Raw genomic sequence first — 12,500 nt, 5'->3', positions numbered from 1 at the left:
GATTACGGCTTACGTCCGTGCTGCCGCCTCACCTGCGCCCTCGCAAGATGCGCCAAAGCCGGCGACTCAACCCGTTGGGCCACAACCCAGCAGCCCGCTGAATGCCAGCACAGTCAAGAGTATGGGCGCAGCCCTGAACGAAGCTGAGCGCCTCTGGAAAGCTACACGTCCATCGACTGGCATGTTCAGTACCAACTGGCATGTCGAACAGATTCTGTATAACCTGCGCAACCAGAATCCAGAGGGAGCAAAGATACAGATTGACGCTGCACGATCAGCTTTGAAGCAGACTGCCCAGAGCGAAACTGACAGGGCCTTTCTCGACCTTCTGGATGCCTTTGCTGCCGCACAACGGGGGCAGCGGACCCTCGTTGGTCAAGCCCTGTCTGCTCTCGCCACAAGTCCCCACAGCACTGGCCTTAAACCGCTGACCGAATTTCTTCGCACCTATCAGCCACCGAAAGCAGCGCCGGCGCCGGTGAAGACCCCGGATGCCAAGCCCGGAGGACCATTGATGGGCGGGAGCTATTCCTGCTGGTTAGAACGCCCTGGAATAAACGGAACCCGAAACGACGTGCCCAGGGGAACCTTGACCCTGAAGACCAACGGTACATATACCTATATGGGCAAAGGCGGAACCTATCGCTACAACGCGCAGACAGGGCTTCTGGTCTTTACGAGCGGCTTTTTTACTAACCCGGTTCCAGAGCGCACCACTTTTATCAAGCACCCGCGAACAGCACAAATCGATATTCATTGGGCTTACGCCAACGACTGGTCCTGTGGCATGAATTACTGATCGCCTGAGAACAACAAGCCTGCAGAATTCCGAATCGCCATTCTCCGACGGCTGTCCTCACGCCTGCCGGACGTTCCGACGATCCGACTGCGCCAGAGGATGGAAAAGCTTTCCTTTAAGGCCGCGCGACCAGCAAAAGCACGACAGACATTCGATATAGAATTCCTTTGAACGAGCCTTCTGGACACGCCTGATCACATCCCGGCTCAACCAGATGCACAGCGCAGCTTGGTAGCCGTTCGCCTGAATGCCTTTGTTGAGTCTGATCTACAGGCCGGAATCTACGCGCACGGGAGCAGCGCATTCCACTTCTCGTTGTGGGGCTTCGGAAAGGATCATGGCTGCCAGGCCACTGGACCAACTTGCCGTTCTTGACTGGCAGACCTTTCGGCGGAAAACGCTGGCATGTTACTGTTGATGGAAAGTATGCCGTGAACGCGGCAGGTGACAGCGGCCACACGCTGACCTGGTGGAGTCCGCACAATGGACTTCACCTTTTCTATTTTCTGGAGGCTGTATGGCGTTTCCCCCTCTCCCCCAATCTCCTTTCGTACGTTTTGTCCGCAGTGAGTCCTTCGCGGGCCTGCTCCTGGTCCTGACCGCGATCATGGCCTTTATCTGGGCCAACTCGCCGTGGCGCGACGTGTACTTCACGCTGCAGCATACGCACCTTGCACTGTCCGCCGGGACCGCAGCGCTGGATTTGTCATTGGAACACTGGGTCAACGACGGTCTGATGGCGGTGTTCTTTCTGCTTGTCGGACTGGAAATTAAACGAGAACTCCTGATTGGTGAACTGGCGTCGCGGCGCCGGGCCACGCTTGCAGTTGCTGCTGCTGCAGGAGGCATGCTGCTGCCTGGGGCGCTGTATTACCTTCTCAATGCCGGTGGTCTCGGTGCCTCCGGCTGGGGTGTGCCGATGGCAACAGATATTGCCTTTGCACTTGGTGTCCTTGCCTTGCTTGGCTCCAGGGTTCCACTCGGTCTTAAAGTCTTTCTGACGGCCCTGGCCATCGTAGACGATCTGGGCGCAGTCCTTGTCATAGCCCTCTTCTATACCGAAAGCGTGAATCTCACCTTCCTGGCGCTTGCAGCACTGACCTGGGGTGTGGCTCTCCTGGCCGGTCTAAAGGGCGCGCCAAGCATGAAAGTCTACGCTGTGCTGGGCATTCTGCTCTGGTTTTTCGTTCTGAAGTCGGGCCTGCACGCCACCATCGCGGGGGTCATGCTGGCCTTTACGGTGCCGATTCGCAAGCCGGATCCAAGCCAGTACCTGGCTTCCCTGACTGACGCCGCACGGCCTGGACGAAGTGAAGTCGTGGGTGCACGCCTCAGGGATCTGGAGGACCTGCTTGAGCGATCACAGAGTCCACTGCACAGAATGGAACATGCTCTGCATCCGTTCGTGACGTTCGCGGTCCTGCCGATCTTTGCACTCGTCAATGCCGGCGTCTCTGTAAGCGGCGCCGGCTTCGGTGCCATCTCGTACGGAGTGATGTTGGGCCTGTTGCTTGGCAAGCCCCTTGGTGTGGTCGGAGGTGCCTGGCTGGCAGTCCGGAGTGGCGTGGCCTCTCTCCCCCGACGCGTCACGTGGTTTCACATGGTGGGGGCCGGCATTCTGGCGGGGATTGGTTTTACCATGAGCCTGTTCGTGTCGAACCTGGCATTCGAAGATGTAGCCCTCCTGACCCAGGCGAAACTCGGCGTCCTTATGGCTTCCGTGCTTGCCGCAGCATTAGGAGCAGGCTGGCTCGTGGTGACATCAAAGAAAATGCCCGGTACAGCCCAAGACTTCTGAAGAAACTGCAGAAGAGTGGGGAGGGCGAAGCTGCCCTGCCCACTTTCGTTTTCGTATAACCGAGCTTTGCTGACCAGCATGACAAGGTGACTGGCTGAAGACTGCACCACCAGAAGAACTGGGATGCCCAAGGCAATGTGTTTAACGTGCCGGTCGTGCATTCCCCCAGCTGATCCTTCAGATTCATGGACACCTTGCAGGTCTGCCCCTGGCACCTTCAGCAGGGCTTGATCCGGCTGAGCCCCTCACGAAAACCTTTCACAGCAAACGTAAAAGTGAGTTCTGACATCCCCAGACGCGGAATGCGCAGGATGACCCGTTCGCCCGCGTTACGGAACGCCTCCACCACCAACTCGTCGTTTTCGAATGCCAGTGAATCAAGCGCCGGGGTCCCACCTTCATCCAGCGTCCCCGATGCCTTTAAGGTTTTGAGCTGCTGGCTATCCACCTGGTACACCACCAGGGGATACAGCTCTATTTCCCGGGCCCTGGGAGTCAGGAGCGGATTCTTCCCATGGAAATATGCCTGCATTACCCGTCCCTCGCAGGCAAATCGCACGAATGTTTCGCCAGTGGTGTCGTTGACCTCAAAAATCCGGACCATCCCACGGTTGTCGGTGGTGACCGAATCCTGGGCAGCAAAGTAGTCGACTTTGGTTCCCGGAATCTGGATCGCCACTGTTCTCATGCCACCGGCGATCATCAGACTCAACCCTACGATCACCCAGCGTGTGTTCATACCCTGAGGATACCGATCGCGTTCTGCGTCGATCCTGCGAAAAAGCTTAACCAGTGGGTGGATTTGGAAGAATGGTGATGGGTTATCCGGAAACTTATTTGAAGCGGTCCAGAGTTTTGACAGGTCCTGAGGTCAGGAATGGAACGAGCCCCTGCGTATGGCTTTTCTCCTCCCAGCTGGCTGCAGGCGGTGATCCGTTAAGTTGCATTCTGCTGCAGAACTCGTCCAAAGATCAAACTCACGCTTTTACCTGCTGACCATGCAGTGACTACAACCAACCGGCCTCAAAAAAAATAACGGGGCTGCCAAGAAGTTAAAAGCGGGCAGCATAGGTGGTGCTTACAGCGTGACGTGGTTAAGGATGCTGCTGACGAGCGGAAGGCCCTCTTCCTTGGGTCTGTGGAGTGCTTCAATCAACGCCTGCATGCCAGCGTCGGACAGCTGGTCGATCTCATGCTGGGCAAAGAGGGAGCAATCGCGGCCCAGGCGCAGGCGCAGAAGGGTTCGTGCTGTCTCCCGTGGGGTCGTCAGCGGTTCTGCCTCCTGTGGACTGTGCAGCGCAGGTTGTGGCACTGAAGCGGCTTTCGGCCCGTGCCTTGAAGGCGGAGGCGTATACCCCCACTTTTCCGGGTTTCGAATCGCGTCCACCAGGGCAGCACTGACCGATCGTGGCCGCCACCCACCTTTAAGGCGTTCTTCGATCACGCTAATCGCCGGCGTAACGCGCTCGGGATAATCTGCGGCAAGAGTTTCCGCGACCGGTCGTGTGACGCGGTGGGCCATCAGCTGCTCTACCTGGGAAGGCTCTGGTACACCCTGAAAAGCGTAGTGCAGCGTGGCATTCCGTCCCCGGCCGGTAAGCTCCACATCCTGTAGGAAATCCTCGTCCAGGAGACGTCTGTGCGCGGCGTCCAGGATGCGGCGGGCATTATCGAGGCGGTCTGTTTCAAGACCACATGCGCTCATCCAGTCGGCGAGTCGCAGGTCCAGACTCGGCGCAAGGGAACCGTCAGGCTGGATGCGGTGCCCCTGGATGACGCGGTAAAGGCTTCGGGCGTTGGTGTGCCCAAGCCGCTGCATCAGGTGAACATCCAGCATCTGGAAGAAGCCTAGCCGGATGGACTGCGCGAACGTATCGGCGAACTTCACGATGATGTGACTGCTGTCGTCAAGGTCACGGTGGCTGAAGTCATGATCACTGGCGCTGTGGTCCTCCATTTCCAGTGTGAACATGAAATTCGTTGTGGTAATGCCTTTGGTGCGCCGAGTCTTGGGGTCTGTGGCGTTCTGATACAGCGTCCAGTTGGTTCCAGCCAGACGCATGAGTGAGGCGCGCAAATTCTGGTAGTCCTTGCTGGTGTTACGCCCATAGCTTTGAAGCAGCAGTTGATTGGCCGTAAGTGACACACGGTTATGTTCCGGGCAGCCATTACGGAGAAACAGGCTTTGCAGAGCGACCATGACGTCGTTATCAGTGCCGTGAGGTCGGCCGTACCGGGCTGTAGCTTCGACGCGGTAGTGGTTGCCACTGATGGAATAGTCAGAAACCCAGGAGGTAAGCTCGGTCGGCATGTCCCGCTGAACGCTGATAATGCCTGACCGCGTCAGGTCCATCTCGAAGATCCTCAGGTCCGACGGCTTATCCATGTTTGAGGTGATCATATCAATCTCTATTAAAAGAAATGATGATCAACAAACGAGGGCAACACGAGCAGGCTACTGTCGTGCCAGACGGACTATTTGATCCAAAATCCCTCAGTGAGCACGACCGGATCCCTCAGTTGGCACGATGATTTCCCTCAGTCGGCACGAACAGAAGCCTCAGTCGGCATGAGATCTCGCCTCACTTGGCACGACTGAATCCCTCAGTCGGCACGAACGGTGTCTTTCCTGGGAACTACTCCTTGGTCATCTCGAGAATGGCCATTCAATATGTTGTATACGCCTTAAATGCAGAGTAGATCAGCTTTTTCAGAAAGGCCCCCTGCTCCCTCCTCTATCGTGCTTACTGAGGTGATTTAGGGGCAAACGCTCGTGCCAAGTGAGGGAAATGCTCGGGTTCATTGAGGGATTGCTTCGTGCCAACTGAGGGATTCAGTCGTGCCAAGTGAGGCAATCGATCGTGCCCACTGAGGGATTCTGGGTACGCGGCTCGAGTCAATTAAGGGCAACTGGAACACGTCAGCATGGTTGAAATTGAGATTTTAAGTTGGGAAATTCTGCGTACGCTGAACCGTGACTCACGCGAACTGTTCTACAGCGGCGTCAGGCTGAGCCATGAGCGGTACAGCTCATAGCTTGGTTCATGAGTACCGGCCTCCTGCTTGATACGTCGGCACAGTTCCTTTGACAGGTCTTTGTGATGCGGGCCTAGACTTTGATGAGCCGCATTTTGAAGCTGCGGCCCTTAAAGGCGCCCACATTACGGCCTGGCGCCCCGCCTCTGGTCAGGCGCTGGAAAGCCTGGTCGGCTACGATCCGGTCAATCGCCACATAAGTCATGAATTCACTTACGGTGATCTTGCCCACCTGCTCCCTAAGTAAACCTGCGTCGCCGGTAAGGGCACCCAACACATCACCTGGGCGCAGCTTGTCCTTTTTGCCGCCCATGATCCATAGCGTGACCATTGGAGCAGGCGAGGTTTCAGCAGTCTCTGAGTCAAGGTCGTCGAGATTCGCCCACTGGACAGTGGTCTTCTGATAGTCCTCGATCAGGCTGACCCACTTTTTCTCGTTCGGCGAGCATAGTGTCAGGGCCAGGCCTGCTTCTCCGGCACGACCTGTTCGACCGACACGGTGGACATGCACTTCTGTATCCCTGGACACGTCGGCATTCATCACTGCGTCCAGCCGCGAAATATCGAGACCACGCGCGGCGACGTCCGTGGCAACCAGTACGGAACAGCTGCGGTTAGAAAACAGCACCAGGATTTCGTCACGTTCGCGTTGCTCAAGGTCACCGTGCAGGCCCAGGGCCGAAAAGCCCTGGGCCTGCAATTCTTCGGCAAGCTCCCGGCAATGCACCCTGGTATTGCAGAAGACCAGCGTTGAGAGCGGCTTAAAATGATTGAGCAGGCGCCCGATGGCCGCATCACGTTCGTCGAAACCGATTTCATAGAATAGCTGCTTGATCTGAGTGGCTGTGTGCTGTGCGTCCACGACCACTTCCACAGGATCGTTCAGGAACTCTGCGGTGGTCTGCTTGATGTTGTCCGGATAGGTGGCTGAAAACAGCAGGGTCTGACGCGTTCTGGGGCAGGCACAGACAATACTGGCCATCTCATCATAAAAGCCCATGTCGGTCATACGGTCCGCTTCGTCCAGCACCAGGGTGTGCACATCCTCCAGGTTGATGCTGCCCCGGGCGAGATGATCACGGATGCGTCCAGGGGTACCCACTACGATATGCACCCCATGTTCAAGGGAAGTCACCTGATGGCGCAGAGGTACGCCGCCGGTAAGAGTCAGCACTTTGATGTTGCCTTCGCCGCGCGCCAGACGCCTCAATTCGTTGGCCACCTGGTCAGCCAGTTCGCGTGTGGGACACAGCACCAGACCCTGTACCTTGAGCCGCGCTGGATCAAGCCTGTGCAGAATGCCGATGCCAAAGGCAACTGTTTTTCCACTGCCAGTCTCGGCCTGGGCAAGCAGGTCACGTCCTTTTAAGACATGCGGAAGGCTCCTCTGCTGAATGGTCGTCATCTCGCGGTAGCCCAGTGTATCGAGATTGGCCAGGAAAGCAGCTTTCAACGGTAAGACGTTAAACGGTGACATATGCATGTGATGAGTGCCTCACAGAACGAGCGAGTGGTGACCCCAGAACGCTGAACCTGTCTGGCATTGACTGTATTCCTTGGGGAAGGCAGTAGAAGTACATCAACATAGCTCCCAACCTTCATGCGTTCTGACAGAAGCGGTAGCAACGGCTATGAAAGGAAAACTCATTCCATGGCAAACCATTTGATGAGCTATTTGCGATTTGTGAAGAGTTGAGTAAATGCCTATAAAAGAAAGAACCTGAGGATCCGGCACGACGGTTGCCATTCCTGATCGGCCCCAGGGACAAGTCTGGGGCCGCAGGCAGGACCTGAGGCCGGGTCCGAAAAGGAATACGCTGGAACGATGCACATGCAGAATATTCCCTTTGGTACGACCGACTGGGCAGCGGTTGAGGAAACGACCCATCCCGGCGAACAGGGCGTGGCCTACTGGCGGACCCGGCTCTTTGGCGACATACGGGTTCGCAGGGTGCAGTACGTGGCCGGATACGTGGCCGATCACTGGTGCACCAAAGGGCATATCCTCCTGGTGCTGGATGGGCAGTTGGAGACGACACTGGAAGATGGCCGTAGCTTTACGTTGACTGCCGGAATGAGTTACCAGGTTGCGGACGGTGCGGAAGCCCACCGCTCGTCTGCACCTCAGGGTGCCACCCTCTTCATCGTGGACTGAAGCGGCGGTGTGGTGCCTAACGGTAGGCTTGACCTGTGCTGGATGGATGTCAATTTGCCGTCACACCTGAATATCCATCATCCCACGGTGGCCTTGAGCAAACCGGTCGTACCGCAGCGGGTCAATGTCAATGAAGGGGGTCTCCCCTACCGCCTCCTGTGCCACCACCCTTGCGATGGCAGCGGCGTGCATCACGCCATGCCCAGAGAAGCCGCACGCATTGAGCCAGCCGTCCACACCCGGCATTTTTCCCACGATAGCCTGGTGATCTGGCGTGACCTCGTAATAGCCCCACCAGCTTGCCTTGCGGTCAAGCGTGGCGGTTTCGAGCCAGGGAAACCGTTGAATAGCCGCCTCCAGGGTAGGTTCCAGCCAGCTCCAGTCCATGCCTTCCTGCCAGCCCACATCTGAGGGGTCTGCACGCCCCATGATCAGCCGTTCGCCTTCAGAGCGCAGCCATACGCCACTGTCCAGATCAAACACCATGGGCAGTGGTTTGGGCAGTTTCACAGGACCGGTGGTAAACACCATGCGCCGGGCAGGTTGAACAGGGATATTCAGTCCAGCCTTTGTACCCACCTCACCTGCCCAGGCGCCTGCCGCATTCAGGACTAGGCGGGCTTGCACAGTTCCTGCCGGCGTAGAGAGCAGCCACAATTCCCCCTGCTGCCGGATATGGGTCACAGGCGTGTCCAACAGGAAGCGTGCGCCTGCCCCGCGCGCCTGAGAGACATAGGTCATGGTGAGCCCGTGCGCGTCGACAGACCCGTCGGTGCTGCAAAAGGTGCAACCGCCCAGGCCAGCTTGGTCGAACACCGTATGGAGTTGCGCTTGCGCAGGCGTCAGCACCTGTGTAGGCACTCCCAGTTGCTGTTGCAGGGCGACACTTTTCTGGTGTGCGGCCCACTGCGTGTCTGGTATCAGCAAAAGATAACCTCCTGCGTGGTAGCCCGACTGTGGCAACTCGGCGTATTCCTGAATGCTGTAGTGCGAAAGCAGGATATTTGTTGGAGTGGCAAACTGTGCACGGACGCCAGCAGCGCTTTTCCCTGTCGATCCTCCGGCTGGGCTACCCTGTTCAAGCACCAGGACCTTCAGGCCGCGCTGTGCGAGTCGCCAGGCGCTTGCGGCACCAATGATTCCCGCGCCGATGATGGCAACGTCGGCGTGCATCGCCTGGTGTGTCACAACAGGTCGGCCTCGACCACCGGGAAGCCTTCCACAGGGAAGGTATCCACGTTTGCGGACCGCTGCTGCACCAGCACCCCACCGTCTACCGAAATAAACTGACCAGTTATATACACGGCGTCATCAGATGCAAGGAACAGGGCTGCTCCCGTCATATCCTCAGCCACACCGTAGCGGCCCAGCGGAACGGTCTTCTCCCGGACTCGCAACTGTTCGTCTGTGAGGCCATAGGTGTTGATGAAACCCGGCACCACGCCGTTCACCCGCACACCATAGGGCGCCAGATCCAGGGCCATGGCGCGCGTCATGGCTTCAATTCCCCCTTTCGTTGCGTCATAGGCGACATTTCCGCGGTGCGCGCGCGTTGCGCCGCCTGACGAGGTGCTGATAATCACGCCCCTCCGACGCCGGACCATGGTGCGGGCGGCCCGATGTGAGCATAGAAAGACACTTTTCAGGTTGACCTGGATGATACGGTCCCACCACGCCTCGTCTGCCTCCAGAAAGTGCCGCGCGGTATCAATCAGGCCAGCGTTGTTGTACAGCACATCGACATATCCAAAGGTCGACTCGATCTGCGTGAACATGTGGTCGACCTGCGAGGCGTCCGCGACATCAGCAGGTACAGCCAGCGCCGAACCACCTGACGCCGTGATAGACCCCACGACTTCTCGAACGGCGTTGACCTGTATGTCATTGACGGCAACACGTGCGCCCTCGCTGGCGAAGCGCTCGGCAACGGCGCGACCGATGCCTCCAGCGGCACCAGTCACCAGTACGACGCGGTTGTCAAATCGGCGGGAAGCTGTGTTGGTCATAGTGTTCTCCTTGTATGAACCGTCGTGAATCACCCGAGTGGTGCCTGATGGTCGTGTTTCATGACATGAGACGTGACGCTTATTCTGAGAACTGGGGAATCGAGTTGGTGCACCGGACTAAGCATCGGAGAAGGTTGACAGGCGTGTTTCGTGCTCGGTGAAGGCAAGTGTTTTCTACCCCCGTTGCTGACTGCTCTGTCCCTCCATGCGCGTACGCCTGATCAGCGGCCACGCCCACCACAGGGCCCCAATGACAAGTGCCACAAACGTTGTAATGACATTGGATAAGCGGCTGTTGAGCACCTCGCCCAGCACCAGATGTGTGGCCAGGATCCAGGAGGCTGATAACGGTATCAGGCCGACGACCACGAGCTTGGTTCCCAACTGTTTGAAGCGCCTCCTATTCGGAACGGGCCACACCAGACGGTGATACGCGGCGGGCGTTGCGAACAAAACAAGGCTGAGGAGTGCTGCCAGAAACGTCGCTGCGTAAACGTTGCGTTCTGTGGCATCCAGACGCGCAAAGCCGCTACTGAACGGCAGAGTTACCAGAAAAGCGGTCAGAACCTGTGAGCCGGAAAGCAGGACACGAATTTCCTGCAGAAGATCGTCGAACGGTTCAATGGTGGACGACTCATCGGTTCCGGACATTGACTTACCATACCAGCACGCCGCAGACAGCTCCGGCGCGCGACGGTCATCAGTGTCGAGCACCCGGATTTGTGCTACCTGACTTTCGCCTTCTGTGGCCGAAAAGCGCGGGGGACCGTACCGGCTCGGTCACCCGCATCAGGTAGCAGTCGGGCTCGAACTGCAGTGAAGCCCATTTTTCACCTGTTCTTTCCGGAAAGAACAGACCGTCAGTCATCCAGAAGAGTACGTAGTTCTGCCGGCATTTTGGCAATCCAGCGGTCCAATGCCTTGCGGGCGTCGGGCGTCAGGCTTGCCAGGAAGCGGCGGCTGGACAGTTTCCGCGCCAGCACACTGGCTGGATCACTTCGGCTGACCTCTGGCCCAGGCAACCGGCTGATCTCAGCTTGCAGCTGTTCACGTGTCGCTCCAGCGAGGCCCAGCTTCAGTAACGCGGGGTGATGCGCTTCGGGCGCAGAGACAATCAGAGACGCCAGGGTGCGTGGCAGACCTTTGCGCAGTGCCTCGACCACTGGTGCCGGCCAGTTCAGCACCCGCAGCTTGTTTTTGGCGAATGCAGTCCAGCTCTCGCCGAGTGGCCGAAACAACTCCTCCAGCAGCGTGTGATCTGGCCCAGCCTCCTCGCGGAGCAACTGCATCACCCGGGTACGGGCCGCGTCCCGCTCCAGGCCAAGGGTAAGGGCGACGAGGGTCAGCTTCGCGTCGACCTCGTCCATCACGTTGAGGTCCTGACGCTGCAGGTTTTCCATCAGTCCTGCTGCCAGAGCCTGACGGTCATCGAGTTCGCGAATAAAGACCGGGACTTCCCTGAGCCCGGCGAGCTGCGCAGCGCGCCAGCGCCGTTCACCGGCAACAATCTCGTGGCCGCCTGCAACCGGGCGGACCAGCAGAGGTTGAAGCACCCCTTCTGCGCGTATGCTGTCTGCCAAAGCCTCCAGTGCTGGTTGATCGAATGTTCGCCGTGGTTGCTGGCGGCCGGGGGTCAACGCGTCTACGGGCAGAGCTCTTGTGGCCAGAGTATTCTGCATGGCCTGTGCCGTTGCGCCCAGCATCGCGTCGAGACCGGCAGGCATGGTGGGGCGCTTACGGGTCATGCGTTCACCTTGAGCCCAAGCGACCGGGCCACTTCATCTGTGAGGCGCAGGACATCCTGATGGGCAGGTGACCCCGCTTTATAGACGCCCACAGGCTCCCCAGCCATGGTGCTGTCGAGCCACACCGCTGCCCGCTCAGGCACCGGCTCAGCCAACGGGCTCAGGTGTTGACGCAGAAGCGCGAGCACTTCGCGGTCGTGGGTACGACGCGCGTCGTACATGGTCGGCACATACAGTCCCATCGCCAGTTCCGGCCGCAGGCGGCGGTACAGGTTGGTGGCCTTCTGCAGGCCGGGCAGCGCATTCAGTCCCTTGGTTCGGGTCGGGACCGGCACAATCAGCCGGTCAGCTGCCGCAGCCCCAAGAATCGCCAGCTGCCCCACACTCGGTGGGCTGTCGACCAGGACCAGATCGTACCGGTCCTGTACTGTACGCAGCGCCTGTTGCAAAAACAGCTGGGAGCCGGGCACACCCAGCATTCCAGTCTCAGCCAGGGCCAGATCCACCTGCGAAGGGATCAGGTGAAGTCCGTGAACGGCGACAGGCTCTGGAAGCTCAGCACCTTCTGTGGCGACTTGATACACCGTCTGCTCCATCTGCACGTCAACCACACCCAGCCATGCGGTGAGGTTGGCCTGTGGATCGAGGTCCACTACCAGAACGCGCTGGCCCTGGCGGGCCAATTCATAACCGACGTCGCGGACGATGCTGGTCTTGCCTGCACCACCCGCGTGGTTGAACACGGTCGCTGTGATCATCGTCTGCACCATACCGCTTTCCCGGAAGAACGTTCCTGTTCTTTCCGGAAAGAACAGCGCGCGCAGAGACCCTGAGGCACCTGTACCAAGCCATTGAAAAGCTTCAAACCATGATTGGGGCGGTTGGTTTTTGGGAGCAGACGCAGTATCCATGCCACACCGCGGGCGAAGTCCAGTCCTGTCGTGGGAGATGCTGAGCTCTC

The 12,500-nt window shown here is 58.4% G+C and carries 11 protein-coding genes (1 of these 11 running past the window's edge); 3 read left to right on the top strand and 8 right to left on the bottom strand.

Annotated features, from left to right (window positions below):
* Both DEIDE_RS13490 and nhaA read left to right on the top strand, forming a co-directional pair.
* Positions 1-799, top strand: the 3' portion of a protein-coding gene (locus DEIDE_RS13490; RefSeq protein ID WP_012694526.1) for a hypothetical protein. The gene continues 395 nt to the left of window position 1, outside the view; 799 of the gene's 1,194 nt are visible here — the last part of the coding sequence; its start codon lies off the left edge, out of view; its stop codon occupies positions 797-799.
* Positions 800-1,316: 517 nt separating this feature from the next.
* Positions 1,317-2,597 carry a Na+/H+ antiporter NhaA gene (gene nhaA, locus DEIDE_RS13485; RefSeq protein ID WP_012694524.1) on the top strand — a complete coding sequence of 427 codons (1,281 nt, stop codon included), beginning with the start codon at positions 1,317-1,319 and terminating at the stop codon, positions 2,595-2,597.
* 217 nt (positions 2,598-2,814) lie between these two features.
* Here nhaA and DEIDE_RS13480 read toward each other — a convergent pair whose 3' ends face one another.
* The 3 genes from DEIDE_RS13480 to dbpA all read right to left on the bottom strand — a co-directional run bounded on the left by DEIDE_RS13480 (position 2,815) and on the right by dbpA (position 7,116).
* Positions 2,815-3,336 (bottom strand): hypothetical protein, encoded by a 522-nt coding sequence (locus tag DEIDE_RS13480; protein ID WP_041227657.1) that lies wholly within the window; start codon positions 3,334-3,336, stop codon positions 2,815-2,817.
* Positions 3,337-3,675: 339 nt separating this feature from the next.
* The gene (locus DEIDE_RS13475; RefSeq protein WP_041227762.1) at positions 3,676-4,983 is read right to left on the bottom strand and encodes a replication initiator protein A; all 1,308 of its coding nucleotides are present in this window, start codon (positions 4,981-4,983) and stop codon (positions 3,676-3,678) included.
* A gap of 723 nt (positions 4,984-5,706) precedes the next feature.
* Positions 5,707-7,116, bottom strand: coding sequence for an ATP-dependent RNA helicase DbpA (gene dbpA, locus DEIDE_RS13470; protein ID WP_012694521.1), 1,410 nt, complete (start codon positions 7,114-7,116; stop codon positions 5,707-5,709).
* Between the two features lie 342 nt (positions 7,117-7,458).
* Between dbpA and DEIDE_RS13465 the strand changes: the two genes are divergently transcribed.
* A complete protein-coding gene (locus tag DEIDE_RS13465; protein WP_012694520.1) occupies positions 7,459-7,788 on the top strand; it encodes a DHCW motif cupin fold protein in 330 nt (109 codons plus the stop codon).
* Positions 7,789-7,848: 60 nt separating this feature from the next.
* On the opposite strand, the gene DEIDE_RS13460 is transcribed toward DEIDE_RS13465, so the two are convergent.
* The 5 genes from DEIDE_RS13460 to DEIDE_RS13440 all read right to left on the bottom strand — a co-directional run bounded on the left by DEIDE_RS13460 (position 7,849) and on the right by DEIDE_RS13440 (position 12,297).
* The gene (locus tag DEIDE_RS13460) at positions 7,849-8,961 is read right to left on the bottom strand and encodes an NAD(P)/FAD-dependent oxidoreductase (RefSeq protein WP_012694519.1); all 1,113 of its coding nucleotides are present in this window, start codon (positions 8,959-8,961) and stop codon (positions 7,849-7,851) included.
* 11 nt (positions 8,962-8,972) lie between these two features.
* Positions 8,973-9,794, bottom strand: a complete 822-nt coding sequence (locus DEIDE_RS13455; RefSeq protein ID WP_012694518.1) for an SDR family NAD(P)-dependent oxidoreductase — start codon at positions 9,792-9,794, stop codon at positions 8,973-8,975.
* A gap of 174 nt (positions 9,795-9,968) precedes the next feature.
* Positions 9,969-10,445 (bottom strand): DUF6328 family protein, encoded by a 477-nt coding sequence (locus DEIDE_RS18110; protein WP_012694517.1) that lies wholly within the window; start codon positions 10,443-10,445, stop codon positions 9,969-9,971.
* A 209-nt stretch (positions 10,446-10,654) separates the two neighbouring features.
* On the bottom strand, positions 10,655-11,539 hold the full coding sequence (locus tag DEIDE_RS19785; protein ID WP_012694516.1) for a ParB/RepB/Spo0J family partition protein: 885 nt from the start codon (positions 11,537-11,539) through the stop codon (positions 10,655-10,657).
* Positions 11,536-12,297, bottom strand: a complete 762-nt coding sequence (locus DEIDE_RS13440) for a ParA family protein (protein ID WP_041227759.1) — start codon at positions 12,295-12,297, stop codon at positions 11,536-11,538. Before DEIDE_RS13440 ends, DEIDE_RS19785 begins: the two co-directional genes overlap by 4 nt.
* Positions 12,298-12,500 lie beyond the last annotated feature (203 nt).

This window comes from Deinococcus deserti VCD115 (genome assembly GCF_000020685.1).
GTDB lineage: Bacteria > Deinococcota > Deinococci > Deinococcales > Deinococcaceae > Deinococcus > Deinococcus deserti.
This window is presented reverse-complemented; position numbering and strand designations above follow the sequence as displayed.

Coding starts and splice junctions, on each gene's coding strand:
- nhaA (WP_012694524.1), top strand. CDS start 1,317: ATGGCGTTTCCCCCTCTCCCCCAATCTCCTTTCGTACGTTTTGTCCGC.
- DEIDE_RS13480 (WP_041227657.1), bottom strand. CDS start 3,336: ATGAACACACGCTGGGTGATCGTAGGGTTGAGTCTGATGATCGCCGGT.
- DEIDE_RS13475 (WP_041227762.1), bottom strand. CDS start 4,983: ATGGATAAGCCGTCGGACCTGAGGATCTTCGAGATGGACCTGACGCGG.
- dbpA (WP_012694521.1), bottom strand. CDS start 7,116: ATGCATATGTCACCGTTTAACGTCTTACCGTTGAAAGCTGCTTTCCTG.
- DEIDE_RS13465 (WP_012694520.1), top strand. CDS start 7,459: ATGCACATGCAGAATATTCCCTTTGGTACGACCGACTGGGCAGCGGTT.
- DEIDE_RS13460 (WP_012694519.1), bottom strand. CDS start 8,961: ATGCACGCCGACGTTGCCATCATCGGCGCGGGAATCATTGGTGCCGCA.
- DEIDE_RS13455 (WP_012694518.1), bottom strand. CDS start 9,794: ATGACCAACACAGCTTCCCGCCGATTTGACAACCGCGTCGTACTGGTG.
- DEIDE_RS18110 (WP_012694517.1), bottom strand. CDS start 10,445: ATGTCCGGAACCGATGAGTCGTCCACCATTGAACCGTTCGACGATCTT.
- DEIDE_RS19785 (WP_012694516.1), bottom strand. CDS start 11,539: ATGACCCGTAAGCGCCCCACCATGCCTGCCGGTCTCGACGCGATGCTG.
- DEIDE_RS13440 (WP_041227759.1), bottom strand. CDS start 12,297: ATGATCACAGCGACCGTGTTCAACCACGCGGGTGGTGCAGGCAAGACC.